The organism is Roseofilum capinflatum BLCC-M114, assembly GCF_030068505.1.
In the GTDB taxonomy this organism is placed as follows: domain Bacteria; phylum Cyanobacteriota; class Cyanobacteriia; order Cyanobacteriales; family Desertifilaceae; genus Roseofilum; species Roseofilum capinflatum.
In genome coordinates, this window is sequence record NZ_JAQOSO010000002.1 from 1 (window position 1) to 17,587 (window position 17,587).

A 17,587-nucleotide genomic window follows, 5' to 3' on the forward strand; every position below is an offset into this window, starting at 1 on the left:
AGCAAAGATTTTGCTTTTGTTGTGGTATAATTTGTGAAAATGAAAACCCCCTGCTACCCAAGCAGCGATCGCGTAGTGCTACAAAATCGTCAAATAAGTATCCATTGAGGTTTCGGGTAACACTTTAAGGGTCTGATTTTTCAAATCCAGTTCAATTCCTAATGATTCCAGAGGAAAAACCCCCAAGAGAGGATCGCGTCCTCCTGGTAATTCTAAGCATTCAAACGTTCCTTCTCGACCTAATAAGGAAATCCTCGCGTCTTGGAAAAGTCGGGCTTTACTGAAGCCATTGGCAGTGGCTACATCAACTTCTTTGAGCAATTCTAAGCCTAATTGGGCGATCGCCTCGGAAGGTAAACACAAGGTGCTTGCTCCTGTATCTACAAGCACATTATTCAGAGTTAGCGATCGCACTTCTTGTTGAGGAATATATCCTCGTGTGGCAGCAGATTGGTCAGCACGGTTAATGATTGTTAAAGTGGTGATGATTTTGCCCATGGGCGTTTCGGTTGGAGTAGTCATAGTCGTGAATAACTTGGGGACGCTTGCGAATTTCAACCATGTTGCTGTTGGCTGAACTTATCTTGAATAGCTTGGCGAATAGCTTGCCAGTCACGATCGCTCATTGGAGTAGCATAACCAGAGTTGAGTCCTTCTAAAAGCAAGCTTTCCAACTGTTCTTGAGCTTTTCGCTTTTGGTCTTGACGAATCAGATCACGTATATATTCACTGGCACTTCCATAACCTCCGCTCTGAACTTGGCGATCAATATAATCCCGCATGGGATCGGGAAGAGAGACATTCATGGTTTTCATAGCCTAGTCATCTTGAATCTTTCTTCTATTATGGCAAAAAATGGCAATTATTGCCATGATCGCCCCTAAACTTCAGAAACCGGGTTTTTACCACGGACTCGCTTCAGCAGCAAAAGTGACCTGAAAACCCGATTTTGTGGACTTTGAAGGATTGACGATTGAGAACTGGTTTGTTTAGATCGGCAGTTGATCGCGTAGGGTGTGTTAGCGGGGAATTAATTTGGGCGAAAATCAAGTAAATTTTATTTCCCGCGCAGGACACCCTACTGCCGTGACACAGCTAAAAATGTGCATTAGCGTAGGGTGGGTTAGGCGGCTAAAACCTAGACTCTGACAGCAATCTATCAATCCGCCGTAACCCACCATTTTAGGGTTGTCACGGCACTACCACTGACTCGACCTAATAAGGAAATCCTCGCATCTTGGAAAAGTCGTGCTTTACTGAATCCATTGGCAGTGGCTACATCAACTTAGGCGATCGCCCCCACAACCGCTTCTCCAGTGCGATCGCCTGAACGATGTCTTCCATTATCCCTAAAGCTGATATTGTTCTAGCATTCTATCATCCGGAACATCGAAAACTAACTGATGAGTGCGATCGCATGATGGATGTACGATCGCACCACAGAAAACCACCGAAGCGCGATCGCATTTGAAACCAATGGAAAGGCGATCGCCAAAGGTGAGATATTTATGTCCGCAGGAAAGTACGCAAATTTGCTTATCCAATCTATTGTTCTTTGAGCTATACTAAAAGCCTAAGCTCATTTAGGCTCGTAATCTATGCCTCGACTAGATCTTTATCATGATGTAGTTAAAAATGCTCTGGTTAAAGCAGGCTGGACGGTTACTGACGAGCCTTTGACGATCGCATTTGAAGATTTAACGGTTTATGCCGATCTTGGGGCCGAAAAAGTAATTGCGGCTCAAAAAGAGCGTGAAAAGATTGCCATTGAAGTTAAAGTGTTTGGCAGCTCTTCTCCGGTAACCGAGCTAGAACGAGCCGTAGGACAATATTATCTCTATTCAACGTTTATTGCCAAACAAGAGGACGATCGCAAGCTTTATTTAGCTATTCCAGAAAAAATCTATAATACATTCTTTCAACGTCCTTCAATTCAATTGTTTGTCAAAGAACGTCAAATTTCTTATGTCGTTTTTAATCCAGAACAGGAGGAAATTGTCACATGGATCATAAACTAGATAGCTATGCCGAAATTATTAGCGATGTGGTTAATGAGTATGCGAAGTATAAACCAAGCTATGGTGAGATTGAACTACAAGCGATTTGCAATCGCAATTGTTTTCTGTTATTAAGTTTTGGCTGGAATGGCGATCGCCGAGTCCATACTACTATGTTACATTTACGCATTGCTGGGGGTAAAATTTGGATTGAGCGAGATGAAACTGAAGAAGGCGTTACCCAAGACCTTCTCGATCGCGGTATCGATAAAGCCGATATTGTATTAGGATTCTATCATCCGGAACATCGAAAACTAACTGATTTTGCGATCGCATGATGGATGTGCGATCGCTGGTATTAGACATAATAGGCTTCTTCCTCAATTCTCACTTTTAGGCTAGGATTCATCGTTTCTCTCCAGCGAACCAGATCTACAGAACAACCCATAATTTCTTCTAGTTCTTGTTTGAGAATTGCTGTTTTTAGCAAGTTAGGTTTATCGCTTTGAAAAACAATATCTAGATCGCTGTCTGCTTGGGCTTCTCCTCGTGCATAAGAACCAAAATAACCTAAAGCCGTAAGATGATAGCGATCGCCATAGTTTTGTTTGAAATCCGTCAGTAGGGTTTGCAGTGTGCCGATTTCAATGGGGTAGCCGTTCGGTGGTGCAACAACTTTCATTTTGCGATCGGGGTTAAAAAACAGAAGATTTTCTTGATCTTAACAGAAAGACGAGGGGCGATCGCCTGAAATGCCTCGCCCGATCGCCCCTACAACCCCTTCTCCTGTGCGATCGCCTGAGCGATGGGTCGCATTATTACACCTAAGACTCACCAACGAGATTTTTGTATTGATAGTTAAGCTGTTTGCAAAAATTGCGGTTCAGGAATTGAGTCTCCTTCTTCATGCCAAGCTTCTAAATACATCTCGATCACTTCTTCCGCTTTTTGAATAGCTTCTGCACGAGTTTTTCCATGAGTACAAGGCATCATCACTCGGTCAGAAAATTCTGGAATGGTAACTAGAAATAGATGGTCTTCTTCTGACCACTGAATAATTGTAGTGTACTGATTCCTCACTCGTCATCCTCCTATTTGTTTTCAATATTGGCTAATTCAAGTAATAACTGAGCCACTTGTTTTTCTAGGTAAGGGGGTACATCAGAGCCATCTTTACCGGAAATTGTGAGTGTTTTTTTCAGGAGAGGGTGTCGCCACCGTTCGTGACTACCTTTACCTCGCTTTGGTAAATAAACAAATCCAGCACGGGCAATTTCAGCTTTGAGTTCTCTCAGTTTTCTCGGCATCTTTATGGCTGTACTTTATATCAAATTATATCACTGTGTAATTCAGAGATCGCCCCTACCCATAATGCGATCGCCTGAACGATGCCTCCCATAACAGCGCTTGGCGCTGTTATGGTGTACAGTCTTAAAGGCTCAAAGCCATGTACCACAACCCTATTCCCTATTCCCTTCCCCCCTTGGGGGGACACAGGGGGGGTTTCCCTATTCCCTAGCGCGTTCATGTCCGCGAAGCGGAAAGCGCTATATCCCTCCAGCAATGGCTCGCCTATCGCCTGAGACTCAGAAACCAGGTTTTTGCCACCTCTACGGGTTAAGAAGCAAAAGTTACCTGAAAAACCCAGTTTCTTGGCTTGATGGAAATGAGGGAGGCGATAAAACTCCGTTTCGCTTCGCGATCGCGTAGTGCTACAAAATCGTCAAATAAGTATCCATTGAGGTTTCCGGTAACACTTTAAGGGTCTGATTTTTCAAATCCAGTTCAATTCCTAATGATTCCAGAGGAAAAACCCCCAAGAGAGGATCGCGTCCTCCTGGTAATTCTAAGCATTCAAACGTTCCTTCTCGACCTAATAAGGAAATCCTCGCGTCTTGGAAAAGTCGGGCTTTACTGAAGCCATTGGCAGTGGCTACATCAACTTCTTTGAGCAATTCTAAGCCTAATTGGGCGATCGCCTCGGAAGGTAAACACAAGGTGCTTGCTCCTGTATCTACAAGCACATTATTCAGGGTCAGCGATCGCACTTGTTCTGACGGAATTAAACCTTGTTTGGCATTAGCTTGGTCGATACGGTTAGTTATGTTTAAAGTGGTGATAATTTTGCCCATGGGCGTTTCGGTTGGAGTTGTCATAGTTGTACGTCCTGTTACTCTACCTCGATTATGACTAATTTTTGAGCAGAGAGGCGATCGCCTAAACCATACCTCGCCCGATCGCCCCCACAATCACTTCTCCCCTGCGATCGCCTGAGCGATGCCTCGCACTATCGCTCCCCGATCAACTCCACAGATTGGCGATCGCCATCAACAATGCTAGATTGGAGCAATACTGTACGCGGTTCAATTTATGAAGATTAAAGCAATTATTCATGAAGCCGAAGAGGGCGGATATTGGGCAGAAGTTCCAGCTCTTCCCGGATGTATTACTGAGGGAGATTCTTGGGAAGAAGTTATGGAGAATCTGCAAGAAGCAATTATGGGATGGTTGGAAGTCGCCAATGAAAGTTCCCAGCTCCAAGAAACCGATCGCATTGTGGAAATTGCAGTATGAAGTTAGTTTCTGGAAAAAATTTTTGTAAGATCTTAGAAAAAAATGGTTGGATCTTGAAAAAAGTATATAATTGCTAGAATAGCCGAGGGATCTATGACCACTAATCTAAACCTCCAAATTGATTGTAGCCAATGATTTCGTCAGTTGATCGACTATCAAGAACGGGTAAATTTCTGATCCGATCGCAGATGTGATGTACTGCTTCAAGATTGATTTTCGTTTTTTCTTCTTCAGCACTCAGAGGGTTTTGTTGTAATAATTCTACTAACCATTTTAGTAATGCCCAGCGATCGCCAACTGGAAGATCCTCGATATGTTGCTTCAGTTCAACCAGAGTAGAGTTAAGGTTTGCTTGCATGAGATGGGTACTATTAGTATGGTCACGTTCATTATAAGGGCGATCGCGAAGCGAAACGGAGTTTTATCGCCCCCACAAGCGGTTCTCCCGTGCGATCGCCTGAACCATGCCTTGCCCGATCGCCCCTAAACTTTAGAAACCGGGTTTTTGCTACAGATATTGCTTAAGCAGTAAAAGCGACCTAAAAACCCGGTTTCTTGGGGTGGGCGAGAGGAAATGTCGCAATTATTGATTATTTTCAGTTTCTAGACGAGCTAGTGTAGTTGCTGCTTCTGCCAGATATAGAGCAGTTAAAGCTCGTTTTTTAGGATCGGTTTCTTCTTTAAGATCTTGGGTAAAAATTAGAATTCGATGACGATAAGCACGTATGGATTCTGAATCATTAATGGGATTAATATCGATACTCATAGGTCAAGAGGAAAAGTTCTAATACGAATATCTAAGAGTTGTTGCTCTGGTTCGAGGTAGATAAATCGAACTTCAAGTAGCTCATTAACTCCTAGAGTAACATCTTGAGAGGCTTCTGGAGGGTTGACCGATTCATGGAAGGCGATCGCTGTATACTCTCCAGGAGGCAGATCGGGAAACTGAGCATCTGCCCAGCGCCAATTAACGGGTTTTTCGCCGATCGCCGTTCCATCTTGTTGGGCGATCGCCACAAACAGGGTTCCTTGATAAGAAGCCATAGCGTAACCGTCTTGATTGCGAATGGTGATGAAAATATCGGACATTGAGACGACCCGTTTTTGACCTTTTAATTTTAGAGGATTGTGCGATCGCCTGAAATGCCTCGCCCGATCGCCCCTACCCAAGATGCGATCGCCAAGCGAAACGGAGTTTTATCGCCCCCACAACCGCTTCTCCAGTGCGATCGCCTGAACGATGCCTCGCATTATCGCCCCAGCAATGGCTCCCATATCGCCTGAGACTCAGAAACCCGGTTTTTGCCACAGACATCGCTTAAGCAGCAAATATGACTTCAAAACCCGGTTTTTACTGTTGTATAGTGTTTAGCATAGTTTGGATAGTGACTTTTAGCGGTGGCAAATCGTTATTCACCGTATTCCAGAGGATTTTTAAGTTAATCCCAAAGTAATGATGAATCATTTTATCCCGCATTCCAGCAACTTCCTTCCAAGGGATATCAGGATACTGTTCTTTGAATTCTGGCGGAATTTGTTTAGATGCTTCGCCAATGATTTCTACAGCACGGGTAACAGCAAAAATTGTTTTTTGATCGGATTCAAAGGTATCAAAATCAAAACCCGTGATAAATTCTTCTGCGTTGTTTATCGCATCGATAATATCTTGTAAATAGTCTTTGATCGTGCGGCTCATAAGTAAACCACTTCCTTGAGTATCTGTTCGCCAATATAGGGTTTTAATCCATCTTTAGTAACCAGATCGACTTTTTTCCCCAGTCTTTCACTCAAGTAATTTTCAAGTTGACAGTAGGTAATTAGACCAAAATTAATGTCCGGACTAAATTCAACCAGTACATCGATATCGCTCGTTTCAGTCGCTTCTCCTCGAACATAGGAACCAAAAAGTCCTAGCTGATTAATTTGGTATTGTTTCTGAATGTGAGGGTAGATTTCCCGGAGAGATTCTAGGATGGTTTCAGAGGTGATACCTTGAGTTTCAGTGATACTCATTATGGATGCAAATGATGAGTTGAATGGTTCATTGATTATAACTTAAGCGATCGCGAAGCGAAACGGAGTTTTATCGCCCCCACAACCTCTTCTCCGGTGCGATCGCCTGAACCATGCCTCCCATTATCGCCCCAGCAATGGCTCGCCTATCGCCTGAGACTCAGAAACCGGGTTTTTGCCACCTCGACGGGTTCAGAAGCAAAAGTTACTGAAAAACCCGGTTTCTTGGCTTAATGGAAATGAGGGAGGCGATCGATCACCTTTCTCTGATGACTGTAGGGGCGAACGGCCGTTCGCCCCTACAATGTGCTGCTTCATGTTTACCATTTAGATGGATTTTGGGGATGCAATTGGTCAGATTTCCATTGTTGGGGGTTGGTACAAATATATTGCCTAATTTTCTGTAAAGATTCTTCATTACGAATTCGGTGTTCGTAATAGTTCCGTTGCCAAACGGGAGTTCCTGGAGCTGAACGAAATTGATTAATTTTCTTGGTTGTTGCTGATTTAAATCCCGCCATCAATGAAGAGAGCGATCGCGGTTTCATTGGCTTTATAATTCCTGTTTGGGTTGTCTGGTTTTCTGATTGTATAATTGGATGCGGGTTTTCAGAATCAATGATCGCAATTCCATGCATATGATTAGGCATAATCACCCACAAATCTAATTGAATTTCCTGTCGAATGTCCGCAGATTTTTGCCATTCCTCTGCTACAATCTGTCCCAGGTTATTTAATTGGACTTCACCTTCAATAATTTCACCGAAGAAACATTGACGTTGATAGGTACAAACGGTAACAAAATAGTGACCCGATCGACTGTAGTCATATCCTTTAAGACGAATGGAACGGCGATCTCGTTTCATAAGTAAGAAAAGCAGAAATTCTTCCTCATTTTACACCAAGATAGAAAGCGATCGCCAAAAATTGTCGGTATGTACCCAAATCTGTAGGGGCGAACGGCCGTTCGCCCCTACACTGTCGCGTTCAACCATTATGGGAACTTAACCAGTCCCTTTCTTACAGCATCTTGGAAGACAGAAGGAATATGCAATCGAGCTTCAAAAGCATAGTTTGGCCCGCGACCATTATGAATCTGAACGTGAGTATGGGCCCCATAAGATGACCCAGTATTACCTTCGCGACCAATAAAGTCACCTGCATTAATTGTTTGTCCCAGAAGTGATGTGTTTACCGATCCTGGAGCAAAATGCCAATAAATAAAGGTTTTATTTAGCTCTTTATTGTAAATAGCAACCTCACCATTATATTTCCAATCCTTGATGTGTTGTCCATTTTTCGCAGAAACGACTTCTCCACCAACTAAGGCATGAACTCTCCCATCTCCATCTCCATCAATAGTATCAAGAGCTTCACGAATTATATGATCGTGATTGTGAGCATTAGTTCCTAAACGATTCCCAACATTATCTTGATACAATGCCTTTAAGTAGTCATTGTCATTGTAAATATAACCTGGATTTGGATTAGATGGACGACTATCCTTTACTGAAGGCACAGGTAAACCCAAAGGAATATCATTCAAATCGCGTTCTGAGACATACTGAATCGCACCCCAGTCTAAACCCATTGCCTCGAAAGTTTCAGCATCGGGAATATGACGACGCTGACCTTTTTCCATATAGTAAACTTCTGGCCCAGAACCTTTGACTAATGCTCCATTCTTCCGGGATGGTAAAGGATCGCCTAGAAGAATTGAGTTCAAATCCTCATCAGAAAGAGAATTTTGAGAAGTAATATATCCCACTCCCACATAGGATAAAGTTTCAGCATCAGGAATATGACGGCGTACTATTCCATCAATAAAATACACTTCAGGGCCGCTTCCTTTAACAATTGTGCCCGGGCCACCTTCACCCCCATAACCATTAGTCGTCCAAGGTTCATTCCATGAAAAGCTACTACCATTCGATCGCCGAACCGTAACTCCCTCATCATTAACCACAATGGCATCGGCTTTACCATCACCGGTTACATCAGCGAAAAACGTTCCATATTTTCCTCCGTAACCATTAGTCGTCCAAGGTTCATTCCATAAAAAGCGAGTACCATCCGATCGCCGAACCGTAACTCCTTCATCATTAACCACAATGGCATCTGCCTTACCATCACCAGTTACATCAGCGAAAAACGTTCCATATTTTCCTCCGTAACCATTAGTCGTCCAAGGTTCATTCCATAAAAAGCGAGTACCATCCGATCGCCGAACCGTAACTCCTTCATCATTAACCACAATGGCATCTGCCTTACCATCACCAGTTACATCAGCGAAAAACGTTCCATATTTTCCTCCGTAACCATTAGTCGTCCAAGGTTCATTCCATAAAAAGCGAGTACCATCCGATCGCCGAACCGTAACTCCTTCATCATTAACCACAATGGCATCTGCCTTACCATCACCAGTTACATCAGCGAAAAACGTTCCATATTTTCCTCCGTAACCAAATTCCGTCCATTTTTGGGTTTCCAGGAACTCAGAACCATTAGAAAGTTTGACATAAACAGCATCCACATCAGGATGAACAAAGTCATTCACAGCAATAGCATCCGCTTTACCATCACCATTGACATCAGCAAAGAACGTTCGGTGTGAGCCAAAATGGGGAAATTCTGTCCAAGTCTCATTCCGCAAAAATTCAGAACTATTTGACCGACGAGTAGTTGTTCCCCAGTTATTCACAACCACTGCATCTGCCTGATCGTCTCCCGTAACATCACTAAAATAAACCGAGTCGATTTTATAGCCCTTTTGTCCGCCTATACCTTGTATTCTATTGACGGGTTGCGGCCCATTATCCGGCTGAACATTTAACCAACCTCGCAGACTTAAATTGTAGTCCGTATTAGCGTGTTGAGTACCAGATGCAACCCTCACATAATATTGTCCTGGAGTGAGAAAACGAGTGAATGCCTCCGAATCGCTACCCGCTTTATCGGATCGCCCTAGAACTTCACCAATATCTAGCTGCTGGTTATGATTCACATCTTCAATCAATTCAATATTGGCATTATCACTTAACCCATCTAACTCCAAACGCACATATTGAGGGCGGTCTACAGTAAAGGTATAAATATCATTGACATCTTGAGGATTGACAGACTCTTGAGTGGTTTGATTGAACGAAATCTGTTGAGCGGGAGAGAGTTTATTATCCTGTGTCACCTCAGATAACGACGGCAAAGGTTGACCTAAAGGAATCGCATTCCCATCAGCATCTGAAACATGCTGGATATCCTCCATATCCAAACCCATTTTATCGAAAGTTTCTGCATCCGGAATCAAGCGACGGAATCCACTTTCCATATAGTAAATTTCCGAGCCAGAACCTTGTACCAAAGAGCCATTTTTCCGTGAAGGTAAAGGATTTTTCAAGGGAATAGTTTGCAAACTACTCTCGGCAATAAACTGAATCTCTCCCCTATCTAGCCCTATAGCATCAAAGGTTTCTGGATCGGGAATCAGGCGACGGTAGCCATTTTCCGTAATATACACTGCTGGGCCATCACCATGTAACAAAGCGCCATCACGCTGGGATGGTAGAGGTTCGCCCAATGGAATAGCATTAATATCATCATTAGACACTTGCTCAATATCAGCTAAATCCAATCCCATCGTATTGAAAGTGACACCATCAGGAATTAGACGACGATCGCCATTTTCCATGTAGTAAACTTCCGAGCCAAAACCTTGAAGCAAAGTACCATCTTTCCGTGAAGGTAAAGGATTTTTCAAGGCAATAGTTTGCAAACTACTCTCGGAAATAAACTGAATATCTGCCTTATCTAACCCCATTGCCTTAAAGGTTTCTGGATCGGGAATCAGGCGACGGTAGCCATTTTCCGTAATATACACTGCCGGCCCATCACCATGTAACAAAGCACCATCACGCTGAGACGGTAAAGGATTCCCCAAAGGAATATCATTCAAATCTTCAGTCGAAACTCGCTGAATCCCTCCCCAATTGAGTTCCATTACATTAAACGTCACTGCATCCGGAATATGGCGGCGATACCCATTTTCCATATAGTAAACTTCTGAGCCAAAACCTTGAACTAGAGCGCCATTTTTCCGTGAAGGCATGGATCTACCCAAGGGAATAGTATTCAACTGACTATCTGGAATCCGATTAATATTTTTCACCTCGAAACCCATGAGATAGAACGTTTCTGGATCGGGAATATCACGGCGATATCCATTATCGATATAGTAAACGGCTGCTCCAGAACCTTGAACAAGCGATCCATAGATCAATGATTTGGGTTCAGGTGTCGGTTTCGGGAATTTAGGCGTTCCTGTTCCCAAGAAATAAACTAACGCTTTCTGCCCATTCCAGATAATATAACCCCCTTCAAAGTTTTGCTTCAGAAATCCATTACCCAAGTCGATAATCTCACCCGTTTTCTGGCCCAATGTTGTCTTATTTTGTTGATAGAGTTCCTCAATACTTTGTTTTGCCGCCGGACTGATAGACACAGGTGGAGGAACGGGGACAGGAATTTTCGGTTCAATTACAGGGTTAACAACTACAGGACTAGCAGGGACTTCCTGGGGAATTTGTATCCAGTCTCCCGTTACAATATAGTTAGGATTGCGAATACCATTCTTCTGAGCAATCCACATATAGTAATCGTAAGCCCCACTGCCCAGAGTCCGTTGGGCGATCGCATTTAACGTATCTCCCCATTTCATTTGATACGGAACCCAATCATAATACTTACCATTCTTCCAGAACCTCTCACTAACCGCCCGCTCTTGTGGGGTAACGGTTCCTTCTCCTCCCCAAGTCAATGGAGCTAAGAGTTTTTCCGGTTCATAAACCTCTGGCTTCGTCTCCTTCGCCACCTGAACAGCAGCCAACAGATTCAACAATCCAGCGCCCGTCGTCTCATCCCCATTCGGTGCATCTAAATCCGTCGCCGTCTCCTTCAAAATCTCCACCACTTGGCGATAACTCAACTCTGGATTGGCTGCCCAAACTTGAGACACCGCCCCTGTTACCTTCGCTGTGGCTACGGAAGTCCCTGCCATCGTTCCGACACCTTCACCCACCGTAGAAACCACCGGGTTATCCGTTGTCCCTCCTGGAGCCAACAAATCTAACCCTTGACCATAACTGGAATACTCAGCCCGATTAAACCCTTCAGCCACCGACAGTCTGGGATTCACCTGCTCGGCTGCTCCCACCGTGAGGATATTATCGAACTCCTGAGAGGCTTGTCCCAACACGGACATGACATCCCCATCATTCCCAGCAGCCGCCACAATTAACACTCCATTCTGCCGGGCATATTCAATGGCTTCCCGCTCCTCTGGGGTTAACTCATAGCGCGTCGTCACATTCCCTTCGGCATCCACCTGAGTTAAATCCAAACTCAGATTCACCACCGCATTCGGTTGTCCCGACTCTTGAGCGGCATCCACAAACTCCATCAAAGACTCTGCCCATTGTCCCGAACCAATGGCGCGACTCACCCACAGAGGAGCCGTATCATTCACCCCATCAATGCCAATACCATTGTCTTGAGTTGCGCCAATAATGCCCAGGATATGAGTTCCATGTTCATTCCCCTCTCCTTCCGACAACAAGGGATTCTCATCACCCTCAACATAATCGGTTCCCAGAGTAATCCGAGAATAATCAATATCTGGATTATCCCCACTAAATCCCGTATCAATCACACCCACCAACGGTTGCTCCGTTTCCGCAAACTCGAATACCGTGGGTTCTTCTCCCCCCGACACCCACTGCTGCGCTACTGCTTCCAACCGGTTCACTAACCGCGTCGTTGCCACTTCCTGCACCTGGGAAAGCTCTTCAGAGTTCCGGGTTAAACTATCCGCGAGGGTAGTAACGGTTTCTTTCAGTTGAGTAATCGAACTCTCTTCGGTGTCAATCTCCTCCAGGTTACTCGTCAGCGTTTCCAACCGCGCTACCAGTTCCTGCTTCACTGTCGGTTCCAGTTCCACCGGTTCCGTATCCGTATTCTCTCCCTCAACCTCTTCAACAATTTCTTGCGCTTCTACCGCATTTTCCTCTAAATCATCAGAACTTTCCCCGTTTTCGGTCTCCGTAGTCTCCGCAACTACTACTTCTTCTTCCTCAGCAACGGAATTATTTTCCTCTACTGTAATTGCTGGTTCTTCCTCATCTGAGTTCTCTTCACTAGCCGTTGTCGCTTCCTGCACAACCTCTGGTTCTACCGTATTTTCAGTTTCAGAATCTTCACCTTCCTCAACGAGGTTATCCTCGCTCTCCTGCTCCACCACCTCCGGTTCAACAACATCAGTAGTGAAAGCTTCTTCACCTAAATTCTCTTCTACAGAATTCTCTACCGCTTCTGGTTCTGTCGTCTTGTCCAAGAACTCTAGTAAAGTCTCTATATCCTCAACTAAGTCTCCTGCGACTTCATCCACTGCATCGGGAGTGACATAGGGTTTAACATATTCAATAATCCCTTTACCTAACTCCGTCTCGCGCCAATCTTCTCCTTCACCCAGCACCTCATCCATCAGTGCGGCTTTGCCTTTGGCTCCCCGAATCTGGAAGATGATATCGTTGTAGTCGGAATCGGTTTTACCATCCATGCGGATGTCTTCCATCACGAATGTAGAGCCATCTCCAGTGACATCGGCAATTTGTCCCACATGGAAGCCTTCATAGGGATTGGAGGTTACCATGGAGAATAGGGGACGACCAGAACCGCCAAGTCCTGGATTGTCAAAGACTCTAGCAACGGTTTTATTGGGAACTAACATTACGCCGAAGGTATCCCCCGATCGCATATTAAAGCTTTTTACGCCCAAATACTCTCCAGCATTTTGGTCGCGCTCGCCTAAGTTTCCGCTAAATCTCGCGCCTTCATCAGCATCGGAAATTACCACATGACCTTGTTCTGAGCTACTCAAGGAACGATTGGCTGCTTCTTGAATAAAGTCTTCGGAACCCGGTTCAAATTCATCCATTCCGTCTAGGGAAAAGATAGCCAGTTCTCCCTTGTATCCCCCACCGTCAAAGATGTAGTCAATCTCCACTTGTCCTGTTTCTCCGACGGTGAAGATACCGGAGTCAAAGGTAAAGTTGGGTTGGGAAATGTCTAAAACTGGGGTAATGTCTTCACTGTCTTCTTCTGTCTCCTCTACCGTGTCTTCTGGGTTCTCTTCAGTACCATCGGTGTCTGGAGTTTCTGCTTCTTCGGGTTCGCTAGAGTTCGCCGAGAGAGCGGAAATCAGTTGCTGCTCTCCATCAGTTTCAAGGGTTCCATCACTGTCTAAGCTGAGACTTTCTACATCTTCAGCATCTTTGGGTTCGGGGAGGGAGTCAAAAAAGGGCAGTTCTTCTTCTATTTCTAGCTCGGTTTCTGAGTCGGTTGCTTCAGGACTGTTGCTTTCTTCTGTATCATCGGTTTCGTCTGCATTGCTAACGTCTTCCGAGTCAGTGTCTGGAGTTGCTTCTATTTCGGAGGTTTCTACCCCATCTAGGTCTATGTCTTCTCCCCCTAAATCTACGTCTATATCAGTGTTATTCGCTTCACCACCCCCCCTCTACATCTACTAACAATCCGGAAGGGGTGAGGATGGGTTCGAGGATGAAGGTTTGACCTGGCTCAGACTGAGGTTTAGGGGAGTTGGAACGGCGGAAGTTTTTGAAGAAGCTCATGATGGTAGGAATTCACCCGAATCGTGAATCGTATAGAAGTATGTGCAGAGTGGATTCAATTTACCCCTCTATAGGGTTCTCGTTTTTTTCCACCTGTTTTTATGCAAGACGCAACAATTCTTTACATAATCTCTGGGATTGATGCAGTGGAGACCTCTAAAACTGTCTTGCCAGCTTGGTACTTATTAAATTAATGCTCTGTTATTTATTACTCATACGCCCAAAGAGAATCCGATCAATCGTCAGATCTACTGGACTTTTCGCCAGTGGAGGAAAATCAGTAATTGTACTCATCATTTTTGGTCTTGAGCGCCATTTGTGAAGTTTTTGTGAAGCGAACCCTGGAACACCATTCAGACAAGACCGCATACAAGAGGTCTGGAGGGGGACGCGAATCAATTGACAATGCTATAGAATATAATTAAACTTGTTCACCCAACTATTGACTGAAATTAGGAGACAAAAACAAGAATGACCCAAGTGGTAGTCGGAGAAAACGAAGGAATTGATTCAGCTCTACGTCGCTTTAAGCGCCAAGTGTCCAAAGCCGGAATCCTGGCGGATGTGAAAAGCCGCCGCCATTTTGAAACCCCTCAAGAGAAGCGCAAGCGTAAAGCAGTTGCAGCTCGCCGCAAGCGGCGCATGTCTCGCTAGGGAATAATTGTTGAGATATATAGTTGATTCATTTTAGAATGAGATATGGCTGTAGGGGCGAACGGCCGTTCGCCCCTACAAGTTGGTATGATCTATCCCCAGGATTGTGTTTCTTCTTCCCGGTTGACTGGGCCTAACATGAGTTTTCTAGACCCTTGGGGAATGTGAATCCAACCTAAGTCTTGGAGTCGGTTGACTAAGTTGGAGATGGTGACCCCTAGTTGGTCTCGCAGTTGGTAAAGGGTAGACCATCGAGTAAGATTTTTACGATGACAATATTCGCGCAGTAGAGTTTCTGGCATGAGCAGGCAACTGGCAAAGTATTGGGCCTGCCATTCAATGGATTCGAGTTCGCTTAAGGAACTATTGGGACGACACAGAAAGGAATCGTCACTGCTGCTGAGATGAGTTGCTTCTTCCTGGACTTCTGCATGGTTGATATGGAGCATCCAATGGCCGATTTCATGGGCTAGGGTGGAGGCTTGAAATCCTTCGGGTAAGGTGAGTATTTCTTCGTTGAGTTCAATTTGACGATTTTGGGGGAGAATGCGGGCCGCTATGGGCCCGTACTCGTCTGAGGGAATCTGATCCCAAACCACTCCTAAGTCCAGCAAATCGGCGATGCGGTCTACTTCTAGGGGCCAAGAGAGTTTCACGTTGAAGGTGTATTCCATGCGTGACAGGAGGTCGTTGGCCCGACGCTCGATTTCTGGTTTGGGATAAAAGCGGTAGGGTTTGATTAGACTCAACTGGGGGCATCCTCGCTGGCTGCTTGAAAGATCTTTTGGGCGAAGTCTGGGTTTTCCCGTAACCGTCTGAGGAGCATGGGCATGGCTTGGGCGTTTTGCTTGAGCAGTTCCTCATATTGGTGAGGAATGCGTCCGGCTAGACAGACTAACATATCGGGGTCGAGGTCGAGATGTTTGGCAAGGGAGCGGATGACTTCTTCTTTGGGAGGATAGTCAGCGCGGTCGTTCTCTAGCTTGGACAGGTAGGTGAAGTCAAGCTTGACCAAGGCGGCAAGGCTCCTTTGAGAGTAGCCTTTGTCTTTGCGTGCCCTACGCAAGATTTTACCAAATGTTTCTGGGATCATTTGTTTTCTCCATTACAAGTCTATCCTATCTCTAGTTTGAATAAAAAATCAAAAAATGGGTTGTCGGTCAGGGAGGTTCTGGGTTAGGATGAGGGTGTTGAAAAAATAATCAACGCAGCAATTGGAGGTGAAATGATGGCTCAAACTTGGACAGATACGACCTATAAGCTTGATGGTACGGAGATGACGATTTTGACGAGTCACCCTCGTCACGATCAGGTTTCGCTGTATGTACCGGGGTATTCTTTGGGGGGAAATGGGTTCTCAATTTTCTTTACCCCAGATCATATTGAGTTGCTGGAGACGCTGTTAGATCAATTAAAGCAGGTAAAGGGTGGCGATCGCCTCTCCCAAGCTGAACCCGTTGCCCTTTGTCGCACTTCGCGGGCAGAATTGGCGGGATGATTTTTGGTAGGAGATGGGGAGATGGGGAGCATTGCCTATTCCCTGTTCCCTGTTCCCTATTCCCCATTCCCCATTCCCCATTCCCCATTCCCCATTCCCCATTGCCTATTGCCTATTGCCTATTGCCTATTGCCTATTGCCTATTCCCCATTCCCCATTGCCTTTTGCCTTTTGCCTTTTGCCTTTTGCCCATTCCCTGTTCCCTATTCCCCATTCCCCATTCCCTAAAGAACGGCAATACAGTCAATTTCGACCAAAACATCCTTCGGTAAACGGGCTACCTCTACACAAGCGCGAGCGGGGGCGGTTTCGGGGTTAAAATAGCCAGAATAGACCTGATTGACGGTAGCAAAATCACCCATATCCTTGAGGAAAATCGTCATTTTTACGGCATTCTCAAACGTCGCGCCAGCCGCCTCTAGAACCGCTTTCAGGTTATTCATCACCTGTTCGGTTTGTTTGGCCACATCATCGCTATAGACCAATTGATTGGTGTTGGGATCGATCGCAATTTGACCAGAAACAAACAACATCTCACCGGTAGCAGCGATCGCTTGATTATAAGGCCCAACCGGAGCCGGAGCGCGATCGGTTTGAATCACTTTACGAGTCATGGTAATTCCTCACATCCACTTAAAATAACCTCGGACGCAATCCATAATTGCGATACATCCAATAATCTTTCAAAATGCTGTCATGGTCAAAACATAAATCCGACGGCACTTGCCACAACTCAAACAAAGCCAAATTCTTAGCATCATCAGCCGCTTGAGGTTCCCCCATCGCTGCGGCAATCATCACCACCGATAGGGTATGCTGACGAGGGTCGCGATCGGGATCGGAATACACATGGAACTGTTCCACCAGCTCCACCGATAACCCCGTTTCCTCCTGCGCTTCCCGGATAGCCGCCGTTTCCACCGACTCCCCATAATCCACAAACCCTCCAGGAATGGCCCATCCAAAAGGAGGATTTTTCCGTTCAATCAACACAATCGGGCGCTCCGGCCGGTCAATCATCTCAATAATAATATCAACCGTCGGCGTAGGATTACGATATTCCATAGTTCAAGTGAGAGATTAAAGATTTGCTTGCCCTCATCCCCCTACCCCCTTCTCCCACAGGAGAAGGGGAGAAAGTCCCTCTCCCTTGGGAGAGGGATTTAGGGAGA

Annotated in this window: 25 protein-coding genes and 1 pseudogene; 7 read left to right on the forward strand and 19 right to left on the reverse strand. The window is 45.2% G+C overall.

What is annotated here, in order from left to right:
* Positions 1 to 78: 78 nt before the first annotated feature.
* From PMG25_RS00430 to PMG25_RS00440, 4 genes and pseudogenes are all read right to left on the reverse strand, one after another.
* Positions 79 to 522: an aspartyl protease family protein gene (locus tag PMG25_RS00430; protein WP_283764943.1), complete on the reverse strand. Its 444-nt coding sequence runs from the start codon at positions 520 to 522 to the stop codon at positions 79 to 81.
* Between the two features lie 32 nt (positions 523 to 554).
* Positions 555 to 806: a type II toxin-antitoxin system ParD family antitoxin gene (locus PMG25_RS00435; protein WP_283764944.1), complete on the reverse strand. Its 252-nt coding sequence runs from the start codon at positions 804 to 806 to the stop codon at positions 555 to 557.
* Between the two features lie 404 nt (positions 807 to 1,210).
* Positions 1,211 to 1,285, reverse strand: a pseudogene (locus tag PMG25_RS24355) (aspartyl protease); the annotation flags it as partial.
* Between the two features lie 64 nt (positions 1,286 to 1,349).
* Positions 1,350 to 1,544: a hypothetical protein gene (locus PMG25_RS00440; protein ID WP_283764945.1), complete on the reverse strand. Its 195-nt coding sequence runs from the start codon at positions 1,542 to 1,544 to the stop codon at positions 1,350 to 1,352.
* Between the two features lie 54 nt (positions 1,545 to 1,598).
* Between PMG25_RS00440 and PMG25_RS00445 the strand changes: the two genes are divergently transcribed.
* Together PMG25_RS00445 and PMG25_RS00450 are read left to right on the forward strand one after the other, a co-directional pair.
* Positions 1,599 to 2,018: an element excision factor XisH family protein gene (locus tag PMG25_RS00445; RefSeq protein WP_283764946.1), complete on the forward strand. Its 420-nt coding sequence runs from the start codon at positions 1,599 to 1,601 to the stop codon at positions 2,016 to 2,018.
* Positions 2,003 to 2,335, forward strand: coding sequence for a XisI protein (locus PMG25_RS00450; protein WP_283764947.1), 333 nt, complete (start codon positions 2,003 to 2,005; stop codon positions 2,333 to 2,335). The genes PMG25_RS00445 and PMG25_RS00450 overlap by 16 nt, the downstream gene beginning before the upstream one ends.
* Positions 2,336 to 2,355: 20 nt before the next feature.
* Here PMG25_RS00450 and PMG25_RS00455 read toward each other — a convergent pair whose 3' ends face one another.
* From PMG25_RS00455 to PMG25_RS00470, 4 genes are all read right to left on the reverse strand, one after another.
* The gene (locus PMG25_RS00455; protein WP_283753718.1) at positions 2,356 to 2,679 is read right to left on the reverse strand and encodes a nucleotidyltransferase family protein; all 324 of its coding nucleotides are present in this window, start codon (positions 2,677 to 2,679) and stop codon (positions 2,356 to 2,358) included.
* Between the two features lie 176 nt (positions 2,680 to 2,855).
* Positions 2,856 to 3,077, reverse strand: a complete 222-nt coding sequence (locus tag PMG25_RS00460; protein WP_283753724.1) for a type II toxin-antitoxin system HicB family antitoxin — start codon at positions 3,075 to 3,077, stop codon at positions 2,856 to 2,858.
* 11 nt (positions 3,078 to 3,088) lie between these two features.
* Entirely contained in the window at positions 3,089 to 3,304 is a 216-nt protein-coding gene (locus PMG25_RS00465) for a type II toxin-antitoxin system HicA family toxin (protein ID WP_283764948.1), read from the reverse strand.
* Positions 3,305 to 3,709: 405 nt separating this feature from the next.
* The gene (locus PMG25_RS00470; protein ID WP_283764949.1) at positions 3,710 to 4,153 is read right to left on the reverse strand and encodes an aspartyl protease family protein; all 444 of its coding nucleotides are present in this window, start codon (positions 4,151 to 4,153) and stop codon (positions 3,710 to 3,712) included.
* 214 nt (positions 4,154 to 4,367) lie between these two features.
* On the opposite strand from PMG25_RS00470, the gene PMG25_RS00475 reads away from it, so the two are divergent.
* Positions 4,368 to 4,571 (forward strand): type II toxin-antitoxin system HicB family antitoxin, encoded by a 204-nt coding sequence (locus PMG25_RS00475; protein ID WP_283764950.1) that lies wholly within the window; start codon positions 4,368 to 4,370, stop codon positions 4,569 to 4,571.
* A gap of 100 nt (positions 4,572 to 4,671) precedes the next feature.
* On the opposite strand, the gene PMG25_RS00480 is transcribed toward PMG25_RS00475, so the two are convergent.
* The 3 genes from PMG25_RS00480 to PMG25_RS00490 form a co-directional block, all read right to left on the reverse strand.
* A complete protein-coding gene (locus PMG25_RS00480) occupies positions 4,672 to 4,929 on the reverse strand; it encodes a hypothetical protein (RefSeq protein WP_283764951.1) in 258 nt (85 codons plus the stop codon).
* A gap of 225 nt (positions 4,930 to 5,154) precedes the next feature.
* The gene (locus tag PMG25_RS00485; protein WP_283764952.1) at positions 5,155 to 5,337 is read right to left on the reverse strand and encodes a hypothetical protein; all 183 of its coding nucleotides are present in this window, start codon (positions 5,335 to 5,337) and stop codon (positions 5,155 to 5,157) included.
* The gene (locus PMG25_RS00490) at positions 5,334 to 5,660 is read right to left on the reverse strand and encodes a hypothetical protein (RefSeq protein ID WP_283755536.1); all 327 of its coding nucleotides are present in this window, start codon (positions 5,658 to 5,660) and stop codon (positions 5,334 to 5,336) included. The genes PMG25_RS00485 and PMG25_RS00490 overlap by 4 nt, the downstream gene beginning before the upstream one ends.
* A 39-nt stretch (positions 5,661 to 5,699) precedes the next feature.
* Here PMG25_RS00490 and PMG25_RS00495 point away from each other — a divergent pair, with 39 nt between their 5' ends.
* Positions 5,700 to 5,855 carry a hypothetical protein gene (locus PMG25_RS00495; protein WP_283764953.1) on the forward strand — a complete coding sequence of 52 codons (156 nt, stop codon included), beginning with the start codon at positions 5,700 to 5,702 and terminating at the stop codon, positions 5,853 to 5,855.
* 67 nt (positions 5,856 to 5,922) lie between these two features.
* On the opposite strand, the gene PMG25_RS00500 is transcribed toward PMG25_RS00495, so the two are convergent.
* The 4 genes from PMG25_RS00500 to PMG25_RS00515 all read right to left on the reverse strand — a co-directional run bounded on the left by PMG25_RS00500 (position 5,923) and on the right by PMG25_RS00515 (position 13,638).
* On the reverse strand, positions 5,923 to 6,267 hold the full coding sequence (locus tag PMG25_RS00500; protein ID WP_283764954.1) for a HepT-like ribonuclease domain-containing protein: 345 nt from the start codon (positions 6,265 to 6,267) through the stop codon (positions 5,923 to 5,925).
* Positions 6,264 to 6,584, reverse strand: coding sequence for a nucleotidyltransferase family protein (locus PMG25_RS00505; protein ID WP_283764955.1), 321 nt, complete (start codon positions 6,582 to 6,584; stop codon positions 6,264 to 6,266). Before PMG25_RS00505 ends, PMG25_RS00500 begins: the two co-directional genes overlap by 4 nt.
* Before the next feature lie 320 nt (positions 6,585 to 6,904).
* A complete protein-coding gene (locus tag PMG25_RS00510; protein ID WP_283764956.1) occupies positions 6,905 to 7,450 on the reverse strand; it encodes a transposase in 546 nt (181 codons plus the stop codon).
* A gap of 128 nt (positions 7,451 to 7,578) precedes the next feature.
* Positions 7,579 to 13,638, reverse strand: coding sequence for a S8 family serine peptidase (locus tag PMG25_RS00515; protein WP_283764957.1), 6,060 nt, complete (start codon positions 13,636 to 13,638; stop codon positions 7,579 to 7,581).
* 1,096 nt (positions 13,639 to 14,734) lie between these two features.
* Between PMG25_RS00515 and rpsU the strand changes: the two genes are divergently transcribed.
* Positions 14,735 to 14,917, forward strand: a complete 183-nt coding sequence (gene rpsU / locus PMG25_RS00520; RefSeq protein ID WP_271937305.1) for a 30S ribosomal protein S21 — start codon at positions 14,735 to 14,737, stop codon at positions 14,915 to 14,917.
* Between the two features lie 92 nt (positions 14,918 to 15,009).
* On the opposite strand, the gene PMG25_RS00525 is transcribed toward rpsU, so the two are convergent.
* Positions 15,010 to 15,666 (reverse strand): ImmA/IrrE family metallo-endopeptidase, encoded by a 657-nt coding sequence (locus PMG25_RS00525; protein WP_283764958.1) that lies wholly within the window; start codon positions 15,664 to 15,666, stop codon positions 15,010 to 15,012.
* The gene (locus PMG25_RS00530) at positions 15,663 to 16,007 is read right to left on the reverse strand and encodes a helix-turn-helix domain-containing protein (RefSeq protein WP_347178703.1); all 345 of its coding nucleotides are present in this window, start codon (positions 16,005 to 16,007) and stop codon (positions 15,663 to 15,665) included. Before PMG25_RS00530 ends, PMG25_RS00525 begins: the two co-directional genes overlap by 4 nt.
* Positions 16,008 to 16,145: 138 nt before the next feature.
* On the opposite strand from PMG25_RS00530, the gene PMG25_RS00535 reads away from it, so the two are divergent.
* The gene (locus PMG25_RS00535; protein WP_283764959.1) at positions 16,146 to 16,415 is read left to right on the forward strand and encodes a hypothetical protein; all 270 of its coding nucleotides are present in this window, start codon (positions 16,146 to 16,148) and stop codon (positions 16,413 to 16,415) included.
* A 21-nt stretch (positions 16,416 to 16,436) separates the two neighbouring features.
* Positions 16,437 to 16,643, forward strand: a complete 207-nt coding sequence (locus PMG25_RS00540; RefSeq protein ID WP_283764960.1) for a hypothetical protein — start codon at positions 16,437 to 16,439, stop codon at positions 16,641 to 16,643.
* Here the strand turns inward: PMG25_RS00540 and PMG25_RS00545 are convergent.
* Positions 16,640 to 17,029 (reverse strand): RidA family protein, encoded by a 390-nt coding sequence (locus PMG25_RS00545; protein ID WP_283764961.1) that lies wholly within the window; start codon positions 17,027 to 17,029, stop codon positions 16,640 to 16,642. The genes PMG25_RS00540 and PMG25_RS00545 overlap by 4 nt on opposite strands.
* Before the next feature lie 19 nt (positions 17,030 to 17,048).
* On the reverse strand, positions 17,049 to 17,480 hold the full coding sequence (locus PMG25_RS00550; RefSeq protein WP_283764962.1) for an NUDIX domain-containing protein: 432 nt from the start codon (positions 17,478 to 17,480) through the stop codon (positions 17,049 to 17,051).
* Positions 17,481 to 17,587: the final 107 nt, after the last annotated feature.